The organism is Paenibacillus xylanexedens, assembly GCF_017874615.1.
In the GTDB taxonomy this organism is placed as follows: domain Bacteria; phylum Bacillota; class Bacilli; order Paenibacillales; family Paenibacillaceae; genus Paenibacillus; species Paenibacillus xylanexedens.
This window is the reverse complement of the sequence record NZ_JAGIKV010000035.1, coordinates 21,156-40,024: the sequence shown is the minus strand read 5'-3', so window position 1 is coordinate 40,024 and position 18,869 is coordinate 21,156. Positions and strand designations below refer to the sequence as shown.

23 protein-coding genes are annotated in these 18,869 nt (G+C 46.2%); all 23 read left to right on the top strand.

Translation table 11 applies throughout. The annotated features are described in order from the left end of the window. The first annotated feature begins 82 nt into the window (after positions 1–82). The 23 genes from J2Z28_RS29015 (at position 83) to J2Z28_RS28905 (ending at position 18,837) form a co-directional block, all read left to right on the top strand. The gene (locus J2Z28_RS29015) at positions 83–1,324 is read left to right on the top strand and encodes an XkdF-like putative serine protease domain-containing protein (RefSeq protein ID WP_211085490.1); all 1,242 of its coding nucleotides are present in this window, start codon (positions 83–85) and stop codon (positions 1,322–1,324) included. Positions 1,325–1,353: 29 nt separating this feature from the next. Next, on the top strand, positions 1,354–2,286 hold the full coding sequence (locus J2Z28_RS29010; RefSeq protein ID WP_211085489.1) for a major capsid protein: 933 nt from the start codon (positions 1,354–1,356) through the stop codon (positions 2,284–2,286). After that, on the top strand, positions 2,286–2,615 hold the full coding sequence (locus J2Z28_RS29005) for a Rho termination factor N-terminal domain-containing protein (RefSeq protein ID WP_211085488.1): 330 nt from the start codon (positions 2,286–2,288) through the stop codon (positions 2,613–2,615). The genes J2Z28_RS29010 and J2Z28_RS29005 overlap by 1 nt, the downstream gene beginning before the upstream one ends. Continuing rightward, positions 2,593–2,979, top strand: a complete 387-nt coding sequence (locus J2Z28_RS29000; protein ID WP_127550619.1) for a head-tail connector protein — start codon at positions 2,593–2,595, stop codon at positions 2,977–2,979. The genes J2Z28_RS29005 and J2Z28_RS29000 overlap by 23 nt, the downstream gene beginning before the upstream one ends. Further along, positions 2,976–3,299 carry a hypothetical protein gene (locus J2Z28_RS28995; RefSeq protein ID WP_211085487.1) on the top strand — a complete coding sequence of 108 codons (324 nt, stop codon included), beginning with the start codon at positions 2,976–2,978 and terminating at the stop codon, positions 3,297–3,299. Before J2Z28_RS29000 ends, J2Z28_RS28995 begins: the two co-directional genes overlap by 4 nt. After that, positions 3,289–3,813, top strand: a complete 525-nt coding sequence (locus J2Z28_RS28990) for an HK97 gp10 family phage protein (RefSeq protein WP_145153117.1) — start codon at positions 3,289–3,291, stop codon at positions 3,811–3,813. Before J2Z28_RS28995 ends, J2Z28_RS28990 begins: the two co-directional genes overlap by 11 nt. Continuing rightward, entirely contained in the window at positions 3,813–4,283 is a 471-nt protein-coding gene (locus tag J2Z28_RS28985) for a hypothetical protein (protein ID WP_244988592.1), read from the top strand. Before J2Z28_RS28990 ends, J2Z28_RS28985 begins: the two co-directional genes overlap by 1 nt. Next, positions 4,280–4,531 carry a hypothetical protein gene (locus J2Z28_RS28980; RefSeq protein WP_211085516.1) on the top strand — a complete coding sequence of 84 codons (252 nt, stop codon included), beginning with the start codon at positions 4,280–4,282 and terminating at the stop codon, positions 4,529–4,531. The genes J2Z28_RS28985 and J2Z28_RS28980 overlap by 4 nt, the downstream gene beginning before the upstream one ends. Beyond that, positions 4,512–5,864, top strand: coding sequence for a phage tail sheath subtilisin-like domain-containing protein (locus J2Z28_RS28975; RefSeq protein WP_211085486.1), 1,353 nt, complete (start codon positions 4,512–4,514; stop codon positions 5,862–5,864). Before J2Z28_RS28980 ends, J2Z28_RS28975 begins: the two co-directional genes overlap by 20 nt. A 3-nt stretch (positions 5,865–5,867) precedes the next feature. Beyond that, positions 5,868–6,311: a phage tail tube protein gene (locus tag J2Z28_RS28970; protein ID WP_211085485.1), complete on the top strand. Its 444-nt coding sequence runs from the start codon at positions 5,868–5,870 to the stop codon at positions 6,309–6,311. A 101-nt stretch (positions 6,312–6,412) separates the two neighbouring features. Beyond that, positions 6,413–6,652 carry a hypothetical protein gene (locus J2Z28_RS28965; RefSeq protein ID WP_211085484.1) on the top strand — a complete coding sequence of 80 codons (240 nt, stop codon included), beginning with the start codon at positions 6,413–6,415 and terminating at the stop codon, positions 6,650–6,652. A 71-nt stretch (positions 6,653–6,723) separates the two neighbouring features. After that, positions 6,724–7,134: a hypothetical protein gene (locus tag J2Z28_RS28960; protein ID WP_211085483.1), complete on the top strand. Its 411-nt coding sequence runs from the start codon at positions 6,724–6,726 to the stop codon at positions 7,132–7,134. A 146-nt stretch (positions 7,135–7,280) separates the two neighbouring features. Beyond that, positions 7,281–10,709: a phage tail tape measure protein gene (locus J2Z28_RS28955; RefSeq protein ID WP_342357562.1), complete on the top strand. Its 3,429-nt coding sequence runs from the start codon at positions 7,281–7,283 to the stop codon at positions 10,707–10,709. Between the two features lie 3 nt (positions 10,710–10,712). Next, entirely contained in the window at positions 10,713–11,366 is a 654-nt protein-coding gene (locus J2Z28_RS28950) for a hypothetical protein (protein ID WP_211085482.1), read from the top strand. Positions 11,367–11,377: 11 nt separating this feature from the next. Continuing rightward, positions 11,378–12,358 (top strand): XkdQ/YqbQ family protein, encoded by a 981-nt coding sequence (locus tag J2Z28_RS28945; protein WP_211085481.1) that lies wholly within the window; start codon positions 11,378–11,380, stop codon positions 12,356–12,358. Further along, entirely contained in the window at positions 12,358–12,681 is a 324-nt protein-coding gene (locus J2Z28_RS28940; protein ID WP_211085480.1) for a DUF2577 family protein, read from the top strand. Before J2Z28_RS28945 ends, J2Z28_RS28940 begins: the two co-directional genes overlap by 1 nt. 3 nt (positions 12,682–12,684) lie before the next feature. Continuing rightward, on the top strand, positions 12,685–13,128 hold the full coding sequence (locus tag J2Z28_RS28935; RefSeq protein ID WP_211085479.1) for a DUF2634 domain-containing protein: 444 nt from the start codon (positions 12,685–12,687) through the stop codon (positions 13,126–13,128). Further along, positions 13,125–13,949 carry a baseplate J/gp47 family protein gene (locus J2Z28_RS28930; RefSeq protein ID WP_211085478.1) on the top strand — a complete coding sequence of 275 codons (825 nt, stop codon included), beginning with the start codon at positions 13,125–13,127 and terminating at the stop codon, positions 13,947–13,949. Before J2Z28_RS28935 ends, J2Z28_RS28930 begins: the two co-directional genes overlap by 4 nt. Further along, the gene (locus J2Z28_RS28925; protein WP_211085477.1) at positions 13,946–14,599 is read left to right on the top strand and encodes a hypothetical protein; all 654 of its coding nucleotides are present in this window, start codon (positions 13,946–13,948) and stop codon (positions 14,597–14,599) included. Before J2Z28_RS28930 ends, J2Z28_RS28925 begins: the two co-directional genes overlap by 4 nt. Further along, positions 14,599–14,919: a hypothetical protein gene (locus J2Z28_RS28920; RefSeq protein WP_211085476.1), complete on the top strand. Its 321-nt coding sequence runs from the start codon at positions 14,599–14,601 to the stop codon at positions 14,917–14,919. The genes J2Z28_RS28925 and J2Z28_RS28920 overlap by 1 nt, the downstream gene beginning before the upstream one ends. Next, positions 14,912–17,779: a hypothetical protein gene (locus J2Z28_RS28915; protein ID WP_211085475.1), complete on the top strand. Its 2,868-nt coding sequence runs from the start codon at positions 14,912–14,914 to the stop codon at positions 17,777–17,779. Before J2Z28_RS28920 ends, J2Z28_RS28915 begins: the two co-directional genes overlap by 8 nt. Continuing rightward, complete coding sequence (locus tag J2Z28_RS28910) at positions 17,776–18,387, top strand: hypothetical protein (protein ID WP_211085474.1); 612 nt, start codon at positions 17,776–17,778, stop codon at positions 18,385–18,387. Before J2Z28_RS28915 ends, J2Z28_RS28910 begins: the two co-directional genes overlap by 4 nt. Beyond that, positions 18,388–18,837: a hypothetical protein gene (locus tag J2Z28_RS28905; RefSeq protein WP_211085473.1), complete on the top strand. Its 450-nt coding sequence runs from the start codon at positions 18,388–18,390 to the stop codon at positions 18,835–18,837. Positions 18,838–18,869: the final 32 nt, after the last annotated feature.

The window sequence follows — 18,869 nt, the reverse complement described above, 5'->3', positions numbered from 1 at the left end:
AATATGAGAAGTGTTGGTATGGTGCTGTTGTGGTCATGCTTGTTTGCTATGGAGTTATACATGAAAGGGGGTGAGAGAAGAAATGACATACAAAATGAAGGACGCAAAGATTACGCACTTGTCGCTCGTGGATAAGGGCGCTAATGGTGTGCCATTCGCCATTATTAAAGCTGCTGGGAAAAACGCTATTCAAAAGCAAGTCCAAATCGCCAAGGTGGATGACACACAACACATCGTTATTGGTGTGGTATATCAGCCAGATGTTGAGGATGTCCATGGCGACATGATGGATGCTGTCGAGATTGAAAAGGCAGCTCATTTGTTCATGGAGAACCAACACACCTACAACATCGATAAGCAACATGATCTGGACGCTGACAAAGGATACGTTGTTGAATCTTATATTGCCCCATGTGATATGGAGATTGGCGACCAAGTGATTGCAAAAGGTTCATGGGTCGCTGGTGTGAAGGTGATTGATGATGATGCCTGGGAAGAAATCCAAAAGGGTGACATCACAGGGTTTTCAATGTTTGGCGTTGGTAAGCGTGAGGAAGTCGAGGATGAAGAAGTATCCAAAGGTCTCATGCATCACATCAAAAAAGCAATCAATGCAGCAATGTCACCGATTGTTAAAGGCGTTGTTGCCGATAAGTACAACAAAAATCGCAAGAAACGTGAGTTTTGGGCGGCTCAAGATGCCTTAAACGATGTTCTTTTCCGTTGGGACTCGTGGGATTCGGGAATGGAAACAGATCCCGAAGTTATACGCGAAGCCTTGCAAGATTTTGTTGAGATTGCCCAAGACGTATTGGTCCAAGAAGATATCGTGAAGGCCATAGGCAAGCCGCCTGAAGCCATTGTCAAAGCTGGCAAAAAGATTTCTGCCAGCAACCTGCAGCACATTGATGATGCGATTGCTACATTGACCGACCTTAAAAATAAAACGGCTCCCGAAGAAGAGCCCGAGGAGGAAGAAGATTTGAAACCAGAAGATATTGCAAAGGCTGTGCAAGCTGCTGTTGCACCTATTGTTAAGCAAGTGGGAGGATTGAATGCTGAAATCACAGAGTTGAAGAAACAGGATGGTGGTGCTGATCCTGACGCGGGAACAACGGATGCGGGCAATGGTTCTGATCCTGAATCCAACGCGGTTACTGATGCCATTGCCAAAGCATTGGCCCCGTTGACTGAGCAAATGAGCACGTTGGCAGCTGATGTACAGATCGTTAAAAATAGCCGTGGCGGATCTGCTCAAGGTGATATTCATGATGAAAATATTCACAAGTCAGATGGATCTGTAAGCTTCGGCGGCTTGTTGTAGTCAAAATTTGAAGGGAGACTATTAAACTTATGAAAACCAATGGACAAGTAATCAAATCGACCACCGTAACACCAATGGACCAACCAGCACTTAATTATCAACAAGTTGACGCCTTTTTGACAATGGCGTATGAATCCACCACTTTCTTAAAAGGCATTCGTACAATCACTCGTACAAGTGCAAAAGGCACGATTGATAAAATTGGGGTGACTGGACGGAACCTCCGCGGCAAAGTGGAAAACAACATGGCCAGCAATATCACAGGACCAACATTCCCACAAGTGCCATATGCAGTAGCGCCTGTTGTCTTGGCATTCGAGATTACGGAAGAGTTTATCCGTCAAACGCAACGTGTCCGCGGACAGGATGCTGAGAGTATCATCATGGCTGCTATGACGAAGAACTACGGTGATAATATGCAAGACTTGGGCTTTAACGGGGATACAGCAACACCAAGCACTGACCCGGACTATGATTTCTTGAAAATCAACAACGGCTGGTTGAAAAAGGCGAAAGAAGAGGGGAATCTTATCGACTGGGATACACTGCCGGTTGAGAAGAAAGTCGGTATCTTCTTTGAATTGGAACGAGCTGTGCCGACACGCTTACGCGCTGCAGGTAAATTCAAATATTTCATGCATCCCAACACGTTCTCTGAACGTCTGCAAAAACTGGCTGAAAAAGATACTAGCGCTTCTATCCAAATTCAAATCATGGGTGCTCAAAAGACAATTAACTCGTACGACGTTGAAGAAGTCGCGCATATGCCTGAAGGTGTCGTGATTTTCACGTATCACGATAACTTTGTTTTGGTAAACACATATGAGATGCAGATCCGTAAGACGACAGAGGGTAAAGAAGCCATCTATGCGGATAAACGATTCTACGCCATCCATTCCGACTACGACTCTATCTTTGAAGAACCAGGCGCAGTATCGATTGCAGAAGGGGTGACGTTCTAATGCAAAAAGTAACCTTCACAGGCAAAAACACGTCTGTATCCAAATATGGCCATCGTTTCGAACCGGGCAAGCCTCTCATGATCGCTGATGAGATTGCAGATAAACTGGCACAGGAGCAAGATTTCACGGTTGAAGACAATCATGATGAACCTGCTCCTGCGGTTGACGATAACGGGAAAGATGATGGTCCTTCCCTTCAGGAACTGAAGGAGCAAGCCAAGGCGGCAGGCATTAAAGGTTTTTCGACGATGAACAAACCCGATTTGATTGATGCTTTGGCAGCTCTACCGCAGAAGGATGATCCTTATGCTAACGCCCCAACTTCTTAAAACTCGTAGCCGCGTCTCTCCAATCCAAGAAGCTGAAACGGAACAGTTGGAACAGTACATCGATGACGCCCAGGTGCGTATTGAATTGTATTTACCTATTCCTTTTCCAGAAGAAGTGGATCGGCAGCTCATGCTCGCATGGGTGAAGCTGGCTGAAGGGCTTGCCCTACAGGACAGTGAGGAATATTTGGCTGCTGTCGCTCGGAACTATGCTTCAGAGAGCGATGGGGCTTGGACATACACCCGGCAAGCGATTGCAGGCATGACCACGGGTAACCCGGACGTGGACGCAATCTTGTTCCTTTGGGTGAAGAAACAACAGGAAGGGCCGGACGATGGCAACATCACGGCCTATTTGTTGTGAATCATCGGTTTAAAACGCCGCTTGCCGTGTACCGGGTTGGCAGCAAGCGAGATGGTGACGATCTGTTCAATGATCGGAAGACGGGCAAGATTGGCGATCTCAAGTGTCATGTCATCAAGACGGAGACATCCGACAAGGCTGATGCAAAACCCGTGATGTACATCGTGAAGAAAACGATCGGCGTGGCCAAAACGGCTGATGTGAGAATCAGCGATGAAATTGTATTGTTCGGTCGTCGTTATCTCGTCATCGATGCGAATCCTCGCCGCTATTGGATGGAGCTGCTGATGACATGTGAGGTGAAAGGCAATGATCGTTAATGACTTTGATGGGTTGGCACGTAGATTCAGAAAACTGGCTGATCAAGGGATGAAGCGGGTACTGACCAACATAGCCGAAGCCTTGGGCGAAACGTTGTTAAACCACATCATTGACGAGATCGACCGGCAAGGCCTTATTGATACGGGATTGATGTGGAACTCATTCACTCGCGGCGGTGACGGTAACGTATGGGAATGGGACGTGGATCGGAACTCTATCACATTGGAAGTTGGATCTGATCTTGGGTCCGGTTCAAACGACCAGGGAGCATGGGGATACCCACGTTTGATTAATGACGGTTACACGATTCACAAAGCCCATTGGGTACCAGGTTACTGGAACAGCGGTGGATCATTTGTGTATGACCGCAATGCCAAGACTGGATTCATGGCGAAACCGCGTAGCTTCATCGGTCGGAAGTATTTCGACATTGCCGTGACGCAGTTTGAAGGCGGAATGAATCAGCTCATCATAAGGCGGCTTGAAATTGAGTTGGAAAGGGTGCTGCGCTGATGGATAAAGGTTTGAAGTCATGGGCAGAAATCGTGCGGCTTGTTTACCCAGATCTGACGATTTTGCGGGATAAGACGCAATGGCTGGCCGGGAATTTTGATACACCTTCCGTTTTTATAGAAACGGATCTTGTTTCTGATAAGACCCATACCCCTTGTGCTGACCGGATCGTAGAGGATGTAGGACTTGTCTTCCATTTTGATAAGGAGCGAGTAACGGAAGAAGACGAGGGGGAACCCATCCCCTTTGATTTGGAGCCATTGTTCACATTCCTGCGACAGAAGCGATTTTGCTACGCTTCAAAACGCTTCGGTGTGGCATTGGTGATGGAACCACCGCGTAACCGACCTGAAAAGGATCGGATTGAAGTCACCTTCAGGTATTCGTATCTTTTGGCAGTGCCGAAGGTTCCGGTACCGAAGATCAATGAATTCCGTATCGGATATGAAGGAAAGGAGCTCACACCATGAGCACAACACGAAAGGACAGGCTTGCTGCCGGTGCATCGGTCCAGGAGGATCTGAACAAGCGTACCAAGCAAGAATGGATTGAGGGTGCAGCCGCATTGAAGCATGAACGCTTTGAGGTGGCGGGCGCCCTTTTTGATTGCAAAGCCGATACCATGCTATCCCAGCAGGAAGTACAAAACCGACTGGATGCATACTTGCGACCAGCGGTAACGAAGGAGGAAACGCAGAATGTCGATTCAGAGAGTTAGACCTGGCGGATATGTGGAATTGATCGCGTTGGCCAAAGCACGGGTAGTGCCAGTAACTGGCCGTGTGCTGATCCCCTATCAAGCCGAGTGGGGGGCGGCCAATAAAGCAATTGATATGGCCGACACGTCCGAACGCTTGAAGGAAAGCGGCCTGCAGGTCGATGAATTGGAGCTGGCATCGGAAACGGGGGCAACGGTGGTTGGTTACCGGGTCACCAGTGGCTTGGAAAAGGTTGCTTCCGTATCTGTTACGGACAGTTACATGATTGAGGCACGTTATCCAGGATTACGCGGTAATGATTTTGAATACATGATTCGTGCCAGCTTGGTCGATGCCACCAAAAAGGAAATCATCGTTCGCGATATCAAAGGGATTTATGACACAGAGACGTTCACAGTTTCCGATAAGGCTTCTGCAGAAGAAGCCTTGAAGAAGTCAAATATGGTCCGGTTCAAATCGACAGGTGTTGTTGCTTGGGCGGACGTGGCATACACGGCGCTCACGGGAGCCGTATCTGGTTCAGCGACAATCACGGCATCAGACTGGAGTCGGATCTTTAACCGGGTGGACGGTCTGACCTTCGATGTGTTCTATTTACCTTCAACGGAAGCGGCCGTCCAAGCTGCGGCAAAACAATGGCTGTTGGATCGTCGCATGAAGGCCCGCAGACTCGCTCAGTTGGTCGTTGCTGGCCTTCCACTCGATGATACTGACATTGATAAGCATAATGCCCGTAGCCGCGCTATGAACGCCCGATTCATCGTTAACAACTCTATTGCCGGAACACATATTAACGGCAAAACGTACAACTCTGTGCAATGGGCAGCGTGGCTGGCTGGCTTGATGGCGGGTACACCTGCGAATAAGTCCTTTACAGGGGCTAAGGTTCCAATGACACAGGCTGCAATCGATTGGAGCCATAGCGAAGTTATCAAAGGACTGGCTGAAGGAACTCTGATGGCTACACGAGACGGTTACGACTATATCATTGAGTCAGCGGTCAATACGCTGACAACGATGGGTGCAGGTGAACGTGAGGACTTTGGTAAGATTCGTGTTTCTATGACGATCGACCAAGTCCTGAACGACATCTATTCCACGGCGAAGAAGTGGAAGGCTAAACTGGACAATGACAAGGATGGTCGGGGTATGTTTATTGCGGCTGTGCTTGAATACCTGGCAATCCGCAGGAGCCAAAAAGCGATTGATGAAGGTTATACCTTCACGGAAGATCCGAACAATGTGAGTGACTTCGATTACGCGTATTTCAAGCTATTCGCCAAGCCGCTTGATGCCATCGAAGCATTCTATATTACTTGGGAGGTGGCTTAATACATGGAACGCGAACTTATTGGCCGTAATCTCTCTGTTGAAGACGATAACGGGGATGCGGTGCAGACTATCAAGGAAATTGAAGTCACACTGAATCCTGAAACATTGGATGTTGTCCGAGCTCGCCGAATGGCGAAGACAAAACAAATCGTGGGTTATGAAATCCCGGTTAAACTGGTCATGTCCAAACTGGAATCACGGCTCCGGTACCGCTTGTTGACAGACTTTAAAGCAGGTAAAACCATGTTCCTCGATCGCATCACTGGTTCCTTGGAGGACATGCAGACAGGCAATACGGAGCGAGTCCTTCTGACAGGGATTCATATTCACGGCAACATGGACATTTTGGTTGCCCAGATCGACAGTAACACGGGGATTGATATCACGTTGGAGGGAACGGCTACTGACTTTGAATTTGTGGAACAGTTCCCGGATTACATGGCTTAATATTAATTTTGTAGCGAATTATAATCCAAATAAAGGAATTTGATATAAGTTGAAGAATACCCTACTACAGACAGAATAAATGCCATAAGGAGAAAATCGCGATGAAAGAGTTTTTTCAGAAGTTTCCACTTTGGTTCTGGTTTGCCTGGGTAGTGGTAATGATTTTGCTTATTGTTAACACGGTTCAAGGGTATTCCACTGCATTAAATGCCATTGCAATGCTCATCCTTACTATTGCTAATGGGATTCGAATTTGGAAGAGCCAACGCTACACAGCGATTATTTTTTTAGCAGTTTCTATCTTTTGCATAATCACACTTGTCAAAACGTCATTATTATAAGACTTTTACCGTGACCGTCATTTATTTGGCGGTCTTTTTGTTTCCAAAATCAAATTACTGGAGGAATCACAATGAGCGACAAACTACAAAAATATCTTGCGGCCGGTACAGAGGCGGCCAAACCTGAACAGATTGAAGTTGAGGTAGACGGAGATAAATGGTCTGTACGTCGTCTGACCACCATAGACCTGCGCCGAGCGTATGAATCAGCATACAACGATGACGGCACTGCAAAAGGATCTTTCAATGACATTGATGCAATGATCGTAAAAGCCACAGAGCATGATTTTGATTGGAAGAACATCGAACTCCTGAAGGCATACAACTGCATCAATAAAAATGAATTGCCACCGCGGGTGTTGAATGATCCAGATCATTATGCCATCTTGGCCAAAGCGGTCCGGAACTTTCAGGAAACTAAGGATGCGTTGCTTAAAGAAGCAAAAAACTCATCCGGCGAGACGGAGAAGCAAGCTGGATAGCATCCTTTTGGATTAATCAGAAGAAGCTGCCTGCCGAAGTCTTGCCATATGAAGTAAATCGGAACAGACAATATCATTTCTGTCTTGCCGCATCGATGCTGGCTGAGGAAGAGATGAAGAAGCTTAACAAGTAGCATGGGAAGGGGGTGAACAATATCGCAGCCACAAGTCGGGTGACCGTCCCGTTTGAAGCTAAAGATTTAATATCTGGTGCTGTGCGAAACATGCGCAGTTTGATCCAAAGAGCCACAGATGACGTGAGAGAGTTTCGACGCATTGCCGGTAGCATGGGCGATGATATAGTTTCCAGTAGTCGCAGAGCTAGAGATGCAGCAGATGATTTAGGCAGACGAATACATGGTGCAGCAGATGAAGTACGGGATTTCAATCGTGTCCAACTGGATGATATTTTTCGTCGTTCGCGAGCTGGGGCCGATGATTTAAGGCGGTCTGCAAGTCGTGCCGATGCCGAGATCCGCGGGATAAGTGATGCTCATGTCCGACTCAGAGCAAATGACGAGATTAGCCCATTAGTAGACGGCATATCTGCCAAGATTGCAGCTTTGGCGACTGTAGCTGGGGGGCTTGTGCTTGGCGGTGGAATGTCAGATGCGCTGTTTGGTGGTGTAACAGACTATTACTCGGAAGCAGCGCGCAGCGCACCTTATATCCCTGCTCAGGAACGGCAAAAAGCACTCGCAATAAATGATGATCTCGTATCTCAAGGGATCATTCCAGACCGTGCAACTGGTGCGGGTAATCTGGCCGACATTGCACCGATGTTCCCTGATAAATCTATGATCGGGGAAGCAATCACGGCTTCATCAAAGATTCAATACATCCGTCCTGACGCTGGAGCTGAGGAAGTCAACCGTGCATTAGCCCAAGCTAGTAATGCATTTAAGGAAACGCCTACTCAGATCGCAGATAGCATGATGTATGCCTATCAAAGTGTGGGCGATCGTCAGCAAGATTTGTTCGATACATTCTGGGAATATAGTCCTTATTTTGCTAGTAGCGGTACGGATTCTGCTCAGATGAGTAATTTTTTATCAAAAACGGTCGAAGGTGGAGCCTTCAATTTCGACAAGCCTGGTGATTTCTTTAAAGAAACATTTGGAGTAAAAGCCCTAAATGCTGATGACATGGCTAATTATTTCGTTAGCAGGGGTTCAGGTAAAAAAGATGCAGCTAGTCAAGCTCAAGCATTCACAGAAGACATTAACTCTGGGGATAAGCAAAAAGCACAGGGTGCTATAGCCGCATTAGTTGCTGATTTAGCCAGTCAAAGTCGAAGTGATTTAAAGCAATCGCTTGTAACTCTTGGTTCAGCTGCTGCCGAGGATAATTCAGATTCGATTCTGAGTACGTATAGTCTACCTTTCGAAAAAGCACCGGATATGACCGGAACCACTGATCGATTGGTTGCAACTCAACAACAAGCTAACCCAATGACTGAATACAACCAGATCCAAGCTCAAATGCAAATGCAGATGCAAGACATCGGCGGAAATATCATGCAGGCTTCATTGCCGGCGCTTAAAGAATTTAACTCCTTGATCACTGAGAACAAAGACAGCATCGAAGCTTTTGGTGTAGGTGTTGTAAATGCAATTACGAAAGTGACCAATGTTTATAAGGAAAACGCTGGTTTAATTAATGCAGCATTGATTGGGTTGGCTAGTGTGCTTGTGATAAAAGGACTGGTTTCTTTTGGCCAGGGTGTGCGTCAACTCAATTCAGATCTTGCCGGAGCTGTTGGATGGGCAGGACAAAAAGGTAAGAATATCGTAACCGGGGCGGATCAAGGGCTTAAAAACGGCTGGGATCGCATTCGGGGCAGATCATCCGGACCACCTGAGCCGACGGTGGAAACACCTGCCGAACGTGCTAATCGTATTCGTAATCAAGTAGGTGACCGTCGAATCAGGGGTGACTTAGGTCGTAATCGAAACAACTCAGGTAACCCACTGGGTGGAGTTCGTAGCTCATCAACGATGACAATTAATGCAAATCGGGTGAATGTGTATGGATCTACATCAGGTGGTAGAGGTAATGGTCGAAACCGTGGAAATAGAAGAGGAGGCGGGAATAACCGAGGTTCAGGGGGAGATCGTAACCGCAATAGAAACAATTCTCCTGATACACGTGACCCGAACAGGCGCGGATCGCGTGAAAATCCATATCGGGTGCGTCGGCCAAATCCTCCAACCCCTCCACCAACTCCTGACGTGCCAAACGGGGGTAAGATAGGGAACTTCATTAAATCGAATGCGAAAATGTTGAAAGCTGGCGGAATTATTGGGGCTGCCACATCCTTGGGTTTCGGAGCATATGACTTATACCAGACAGCCAAGGAAACCGGGTGGAAGGAAGCCATATCTTCGTCAGGTGGTTCAGTTGCAGGTGGTACCATTGGAGGTACGTTGGGCGGTATTGTCGGATCATTAGCCGGTCCGCTCGGAACTGCTGCAGGTGCTTACTTTGGGAACTGGGCAGGAGAGAAGCTTGGTGCACTTGCTGATTCAAGCGGTATTACTCGTGACATCGTGGATGGTGTTTCATCTCTTACAGACTCTATCAAGGGTTGGATGGGTTTTGGTCCAAAAGAAGAGGCTAAGCCGGTTATGCCTCAGTTACCCAAAGAAGCATTTGTCACTACAACGGCTTCTACAACCAAGGAAGGCGAGCAAAAAATCAAGGAAACGATGGAAAGTGTCGTTTCTAATGTTCAGAAAAGTGGACTGAAGCAAGGCCTTACAGATGCAATGAACGAGAGCGGCATCACTCAAGCCGCAGATCATATTAAGGATAAGTTAGTGGGTATGTTCAAGGGTTCTGAGTCCAAAGAAGCTGAGAGTAATGTCAAGGCTGTTGGGACAGCAGCCAAGGAAACCGAACAGAAAGCCAAGGATCTGGGAGTTACTACGAAGAATAGCACCAGGGACATTATCAGTGGCAACGGCCAAGCTGCTTTGAGTTTTAGTGGTGTGAGCTCATCGGCCAAAAGTGCGATTGATCTTACTCGGCAACATCTTGAATCTCTCTCTACTGTCTCAAGTAAAGGAAGCACCTGGGGTAGCAATCTAATCAGTATGATGGCGGCGGGAATGCAAAGTAAATTCCCGACATTGACAAGTATCGTTTCCAAAGCTGCAGGTGTGATCAAGGATTACCTTGGTTTTAGTTCCCCGACCAAAGAAGGTCCTGCCAGTAAGTCAGATCGATGGGCAGGAAACTTCGTATCCATGTTTTCGGATGGATTACGGCCGGACTCTATTAAACAACGAATGAACTTGATCGCGGGGACGATGCGTGATGGTGTAGATGGCATTGAAGGTCCAGAACTATCCGGTAGTAACATTCCTGTTCGTACCACTTCATTGTCTGCCCAAGCATCCAGTGGGAGCAAGTCGGTAACAATCGGCAATGTTACAATCGATCTCAGAGGTATTGCGGATGGAATTATCGATTTCCCATCGTTTGAGAGAGCTTTAAAAAGCCCTGCAGGTCGTTCATTGATCCGTGATGTAGCAGGTGAAGAAATATACAAAGCATTGGAGACGGGGGGGTAACTCATGCTTGCAATGTCTCAAGGAGCGATTCGGTTGACCTTCCCGATCACTCCAGCAGAGGTACAAATCACAACCGGGAATGAAGTGGACACTTTTAACGTCATTACCGGACAAGAGCGGACAGGGAGACCCACTGCCAAGTTGCAGCGGGTTTCTTTTACGACCATTTTGCCCCGCGAGTGGCGTGAACTGTGGGAAACGGACAAGAAACAGACCGTTACTTACAAACGGCCAGAAACCACGTGGCAACTGCTGGAGAAGTGGAAGCCTAAGCCGGTCGTGATCAACTTTGAAGAATTATTTTCTCAGACTATGTTGATTGAGAACATGGAGATCGTTTATAAAGATGGCCAAGGTAATATTCACATCACAATAAGCTTGGTAGAGCATAAACCTGTCAAAATCATTTCATATAGTAACACGAAGCAACTCCTGAAGCCTGGCGTGATCATCACTAAATCTAGTAAGAGTAGGCCCAACACGACCAGCAAGAAAGACAAAAAGGATAAGACAAAGAAGTCTAAAGATAAGAAGAAGTCAGAGGATAAAAAGAAAAGTACTGCTGCTGCCAAAGATGCTGCCGATAATGTGACAGGTGCATTTGACTATACAGGGCAAAAAAACAAAATATCTGCAGCGGTAAACAAAGCGAAGTAAGGAGGGCAGTCATGGATAAATTTGCAGTCATATACGGTAAACAGGATGCCAGGTCTGCCTTGACTCCTGCTATAACCGACATTTCTTGGTCATCCCAAAGGGACGAAATCGCGCGAAGCATGACTGTGCGGCTGCGTGATATCCCTACGGTCAGTGTGGCCGGTATGCTGATGTGCTTTTCCCACCGGATCGGCAAGGCACTCCTTCATCACAAAAATCAGTTCTTTCATGGTCCAATCATTGACTATGAAAAAGACGAGTTTTCAGGTGTATGGGAGATCAAGGCCCGAGAAATTGGATGGTACCTTGCGAAGAATAAAGGTGTGCGACCATACCTGAAGGGCGAAGCAGGGTCTGAGTTGCAGAAATACATTCAGACGACTGGTGTTGACTTCCGTTGCCCGAAACTTGGCTTTACCCTGGATGAACGATATGGGACGATGGCGCATTCAGAAATCATCCTGGATGTGTTGCAAAAAGCATATGAGCGTAGCGGCTACAGGTATCATGTGGATGCTATCCGGACGGAAACAAATTTTTACCTGCAGGTCGTTCGTGAAGGGACAAACGAGCGGGTACCCATTTTTGTTCCTGAACAAATGGAAGCCAGCAGCGCAGGATACAACATGGAAGACACTTACACCGTTGTCACAGCCCAGAAGTACAAGGATGACAAACTATCAGCATCTGTCACTAAAACTGATGCTAGCGCATTAAAGACTTTTGGACGTATGGAAGAAATCATCGAAGTTGAAGAAGAAGAGAACCCGACGACAGTTGCAACTCAAAGGTTGAAGGCGATGGCCAAGCCCAAGCAGATTAAGAAGATAACTGTTCGTCATGAGGATCATACTTTGTCGGGACTACGGGCTGGGTGGCTCGTGCTGATCAAGACAACCGTCGTCACTAAATGGATCGTGGAGAGTGCCGACACAAGCTGGAGTAATGGGATATTCACGGTCAAGATGGTTTTGGAAAGGAGGGAAGCGTGATGATGGGTGATGCTATCAAGCTATTAAAAGAGAAAGTGGCGGGGCACATCGATGCACGGGATACCGAACGTGCTACCCTTCTAAGCTGGCCAACAGCCAAGATTGAGGTGGATGGAGATCCTCATCCCTATGAGTCGGCAAGTTTAGTTTTTGCGGATTACCTGCAGGAACAAGAAATTGAAGTCACCTTTGATGTCTTGGAACCAGAACCTTCGGTATTGAAAGGCAAAATAATCATTCCAAGTCCCCTGCAGGTGGGTGATCGACTCCTGGTATCGCGTATGACAGGACAACGTTATTACGTGTTGGGAAAGGAGCGTTGATCCATGGAAGAAGATGAAACGTTATTCCCTGAAATGGAGTTGGAAGAGGTCGATGTCACAGACCTGATGGATAACATCCCTTCAGCGACTAAATGGACATACAAAATAGATTATCGTAACCGCAGGGCTGTCCTGGATGAGTCGGGGCGTCCAGTCCGGACAACCAGTTATGAGGAATTTCTTGTTGAAACCGCTATGAAGATCCTTTGCACCGAGCGATTCCAATATGTTGTATACGGCGCTGACATGGGCGTTGAAAAATCTGAGTGGCCAGGTTGGGAAGACACTGAAATTATTCGAGATATTGAAGAAGCATTAACGGCTCACCCGGAGATTGAGCAAGCCGAGGTTACGTCAATGACACGTGTTGATCGGGGCATGGATTTGACCATCCAAATTACGGGTCTTGTAGGCGTGGCCGAACTCAATGAGGTGATCGATACATGAGCTTAACGATTAATGATTTGCCTAAATTCCCTGTTGTCCCTGTACTTGAAGAAACCCCGGATATGATTTATCAACGATGGGTTAACCGGGCTATTACGATGGCCAACGAAAGAGGGCTGCCACCGCCTCCTGTGGGCGAAGGGGAATATTTTTATGACCTTTGGTACCCCATCGCTCAGGAGATCGCTGAACAGCAAGAATTGTGGGGCTATGGTGTGCTGCAGTCCACACCGATCTGGGCAGATGATGAATTCTTGGATGCTCATGGATGGGCTGATGGGATGGTCCGGAAAGATGGAGAATCCAACGATGATTATCGGCTGCGTATCTTGGACAGGGCCTTCACAGAAGAAGGTAATGGCCGGCGTAAAGATTATGAAATCTGGGCTAAAGAGATCCAGGGCGTGGGTGGTGCTGTCGCAGTAGAAAAGGAACATCATGACAACTCTATCGATCTGTATCTGACAGACATGAACGGTCAACCTATTACGGCTGAGTTTGCGGAGACAGTCAAAACCTTAATGTGGGAGGATTACCGTATTGCTGGCCATGACTTGGCTGTGCATCCGGCTCCGATCTTCCTAGTGACTGTAAAAGCCACATTGGAAACAACGGAAGATCTGCAGCAGCTGGCCGAACTGATCCGTCAGCGTGTGACAGCGTACGCCAACGGTCGCAGCAAGTTGTTGTACAACTATATCGCGGCTCTCTTGCTTGTACCAGGCGTGGAGAATTACAGTGACTTTACCCTTAATGATGATGTTGAGGACATTGATGTGCCGCCTGTCTCGTTCCTGCAGGTTGAGGTGATGCTGTTATGATTCCCGTTCGGTACCGCGAGGTACTTGCGCCGTACTGGTATGAAAACGAGGTAGCAGGCTGGCACTTTGGCGTGATGGAAGAGGAGATTGATCTGCGAGCAGAGAAAATGAGCGAACTCGTGAATCAATTTTTATTGCAACGGTCAACCTGGGGCTTGGACCTTTGGGAATGGATCTACTTCCGAACGGAACAGGTAGGTCCATTGGCAAACCGTCGAGAAGCGATCCGAAGGAAGCGACTGGCCAAAAAGCCGTTCAAGCTTCCAATCCTTCGGCAGCTTGGCGCACAATACGGAAAACTCCTGCAGGTGAAAGAAGAGTTTTTGGCCAAAGAGATCCACTTCGAATATGAAGGTAGCTCCTCCATTAATATGGCGGGGCTATTTACTGATTTTGAATATATTCGGCCAGTTCATATCAATAGAGCTGTGCCGGTGGCCAAAACAACAGCACCAGCGATAACAATGACAGGGAAAGGGTACTCGCATTCAGTTGATTTCCCAATCTGCGGATTAGAAATGCCCCTAGAGTTGGGTACGAGTGGCGTATTGGCTACTCAGAACGTCACGGTGGGCGCAGTGACATCACACGCCCGGATTGACAGTCCGATTACAGGATTTGAAATACCCATGCAAGGAGGGACACCATAATGGCAGATGTTATTCAACCTTTAATGCTTGATTATGCGGTGACCGATGCGGATTCACATTTTGACCACGCCCTGGTAAATGTCAGTGGTGAGCTGGTGAAATATCCGATCCACAATACCATCATCTCCGGAAGATCGATCCGCAAGTACGTGTTTCTGAACGATACTGAAGTCATCGGGAAACAGATCCTTGGTGCTTCGCTTATGGATAATCAAGGCCGGACGCTTGCTAATCAGCCGTTGAATGTTGTTAAGAACGATCGGGGCTTTCTGATCGGATTCGAATTTACGATTAAGTTGGAGGTGAAGGCAATTGTATAACAAACAAACGTGGTTGGACGAGATTCCCGACATGACAAAGCCCATCTATGACGCATCAGGGAAACAGAAGACAGACCCACAAACGGGGCGACCGTTGTTTGAGCTGGTTCAAGTTGGTACCCGAATAACTTCAAGCCGCCTTAACACGATGGAAGGTGGCATTGAAGCAGCTCATACATTGGTCGAGCAATTAGCTAAGGAACTGGGCGGCAACTTTGTAGTGCCTATTGATGGGACTATGGGGTTGCTCTGTAACGCACAAGGTCTTAAAGCGACATGGACGACAGGGATAGCTTATGTGAGCGGTCGCCGTTATCAGGTAGCTGCAGGTGAAATGCCACTGAATCCAACTCAAGGACAATACTTGTACGTGGACATCGATGGAGTGGTCAAAAAAACGACTTCTCAAACAACAGCCAAAAAGGGATTAACGATATTCTATGTGGCGACTGATACGAGCGGGGTTATTTCAACTACGGATCACCGCGTGAATATTAGCATGGAAGAGATCCTGAAGAAAATAAAAGATATTAATATTGAAGATGCTGTAACAGGCGGCGCCAGCGGTCTCATGACGGGTGCTGATGCGAAGTTTGTTCGAGTGGACGGTGAAACTAAAACTGGATCTCAGGAAAAGGCTAATGCAGTAAAAGATTACGTAGAGAGTAGGTTAGACACTTCAGAACGAAGTGAGGTTACGTTGCAACCTGGACTTCAGGTCATTCAAGGTAAGAAGAACGCACCCTTTAACCTTTCAAGTATTAAAGGACGTACCTTGATTAACTTACTTGGAAGAATGGGCAACTTCGAAACATTAGGAACTTACACTTATTCGAATGGAATGACTGCAGTCATTGATACTACCTTTAGCGCAGGAGGAACATCAAGCTTAAGAGTTGTAATTCCTTCAAATCAATCATCTGGTACTGTTTCTATTCCGAACGTAAAGTTACTCGCTAACAAATGTTACGTATTAATTGGAATGATTAAGAACGGAAATACGGACAATGGAGGACAAATTTCATTTGCAGGATTTGCTGATTCAGCGCTTGTTACGAATACAACAAAGTTCAACGCAACGGCTGTTAAATACAAACCTTCCGCTGATACGACTGTAAGTATTTCGATGGGCGTAAACGGAGTTCCAATTACGACTCAATACGCTAACTTCGACGAACTTCGATTGTATGAACTGACGCAAACCGAATATGATGCACTCGACACCGTGACACCGGAACAAGCCGCAACTATGTACCCTTACGTTGACAGCTTGCAGCCTGTAAAGAATCCGTATGCGATTCGATATGGAGAGAACTTAGTACCTCCGTTTTATGAGTGGGAATACGGCAAGATTGGAACGGGGAAGGCAGAGTTGTTATCTCCTTATGAATTATATCAATATGGCAAAGACTTATCCTCTTACGCCACCAATGATGTACTAATCCCTGTTATTCCAGGGATAACTTACACGCTGAGTGCCGAAATCGACAAGAACCCAACTACTATAACTGACGCGTTATTCTTCTATTGGATTGGAGCAGACGGTAATAGACTCCCCGGAGAAGAACCAACAACTCGTAAGTACAAAGGAACTCACGTGGCACCTAATGACGCAAGGCAAATTCAATTATACGTAGATATGGACGTTACTCATACCACGGAGAACAAGACTCAGATTATAAAAAATCCAATGCTTAATATTGGGAGTACTGCTTTACCGTTTAAACCGCGTGAAGACCCTATGCTCGCGCTACAAACGGAATTATACGCTGATCCATTAACCGGAACTAACGCTGACGAAGTGTTCGAGAAGGACGGGCAGTATTACAAACTGGCGAAGTGGCGAGGCTTAGCGTTGGATGGGTCTTTGGTTTATCGATCTATACAAAACAAAACGGGTTACAAAATAGTTGGAAGTAAAATGAAAGAAGCAGCACCAGCATTTAATAAATTATTTGTATGTAAGTATAACGCGGATTTACTAACCAAAGCTTCGACTATGACAGGGCCTGATAATGCATATTTTTTGACTGCTGATTTAACGGACTTTAACGTCTCTATCGCAAACGTAGATAGTGGATGGGGAGACAGTTATACAAACCTATCTGCCGATGAGATTAAGGCGTATTTTTTGGGATGGAAGATGTTTAACTGGGATGGAGCTACAGGGGGAGATCATAACGGGGTAAGTCAATTCACTGGTGCCGCTGGATCTGTAAAAGCTTGGATCAAAATTAGCGAGGTTGGCACAGCTGGGGCAAGCCGAACGACGGTTTTACCAACGACACAAGCACCTAACTACACACCATACCAACTCCTTTACCAACTCGCAACGCCAGTCGTCGAACCGATCATGTCAGAGGGTCAATTGACGTTAATCGAAGGAAGTAATCAGATTGAAGTAGGTACAGGAGTGGTTGTGCACGAAGAAACAAAGCCTGTATTTTCAAACCTATGGAGCACCTATGACATAAACTCAATAAATTCTTCTGGTCTTGCAGCTAATCCGTTAAACTACAAAGCTAAAAAGATTAGGACTGTTTATAAAAACAATCGCCCAGATGCATGGTCAATAATTAAAGACAACCTTAGCTACGGTTATGAACGTGCATATTTTCCTGCTGAATTGTTCGATAGCTTATCAACTTACTACGTAACGTACTTCATGTTAGACAAAACACCAATTGCTCCATTTGTCGGATCGGTAGCTGAAAACGAAAAGACGTTGCTTAATGATCTGAACGAATCCGTACAGCAAAGTGTAGCGCGTGTATCCGAGACGGAGACGTCTTTAAACGACGTAGTACGTGAGCTGTTGCAGCAAAGAAATAAACGAAATATTTGGGGGCCGATAGAATGAAGAATGAACAAATTAAGCAGTTAGTTTATCCTCTTATTTCGACAACATCAAGTATTTCCTATACTGTGCCTTCTGGTAAATACACTGTCGTTAAGTCAATAATCATTTCTAACGGAAGTAGTGCTGACTTGACATATAGCCTTAATATTGGAGGGACATACATTGCTACTAATCGCACATTAAAAGGAAAAGGCACATTGATTATAGATGATTTATGTATTCCATTATTGCCTTCACAAACAATCGTAACACAAGCTAGTACAGGTTCATGTGTAATGTATATTTCTGGCGTAGAAAAAGATTATATCAAAAGCAACTATCCGTACACGACAATCAATGCTGTGACAACTACCAGTTTAACTGCTATCCCAGGTAGGACGTCAGATATGATGATAAAGTCTATTATCATTCACAACGTAAGTACCAATACTGTCGCTGAAGTGACAGTACTCATGCCATGGACTTTTATACCACAAAAATCTCTAAACCCTAAGGAAACAATAATCATTCCAAATATCAATGCTCTTCTTCCCTCAATCTACGATTTATCTTATCGAGCGACCAATAACGTTTACGTTACTATAATCTTAGAAAAGGTGGTGCAATAAATGTTAATCGGAATGAAAGTTTACTATGATGTAAATTCAGGAAACGTCATTGTCATTACTCCTGAATTTGCTGGTGTTGCCGTTGAAACGACAAAGGAACAAGACTTTAAATTGTACAAAGCATTGGCAGAGAAAGTGCCAGAAGAGGTTGACTTTATTCAACTTGAACACGGAGCGTATATGTTTGATCGGTTCGAAGGTGGAGAGATTGCTCGTGTTGATCTCGAAACATTGGAACCATTGTTCAACTATCCTGTCAAGGAAGATGAAGAGCCCAAGCCGCCAACGATCTCATTAGAAAGTGAAATTAATGCCTTGAAACAAAGTTTGGCAGAATCAGACGCTCGTAATGAAAAGCTGGCCGAGGAAAACACACTCAATCAAATCGCACTGATGGAGCTGCATGCGATGTTGTTGTCAACGCTCCCGGATGAAGGCAATGCGGAATAGGATTGGTTGGTTGCTGATCCGAATGGCCAGTA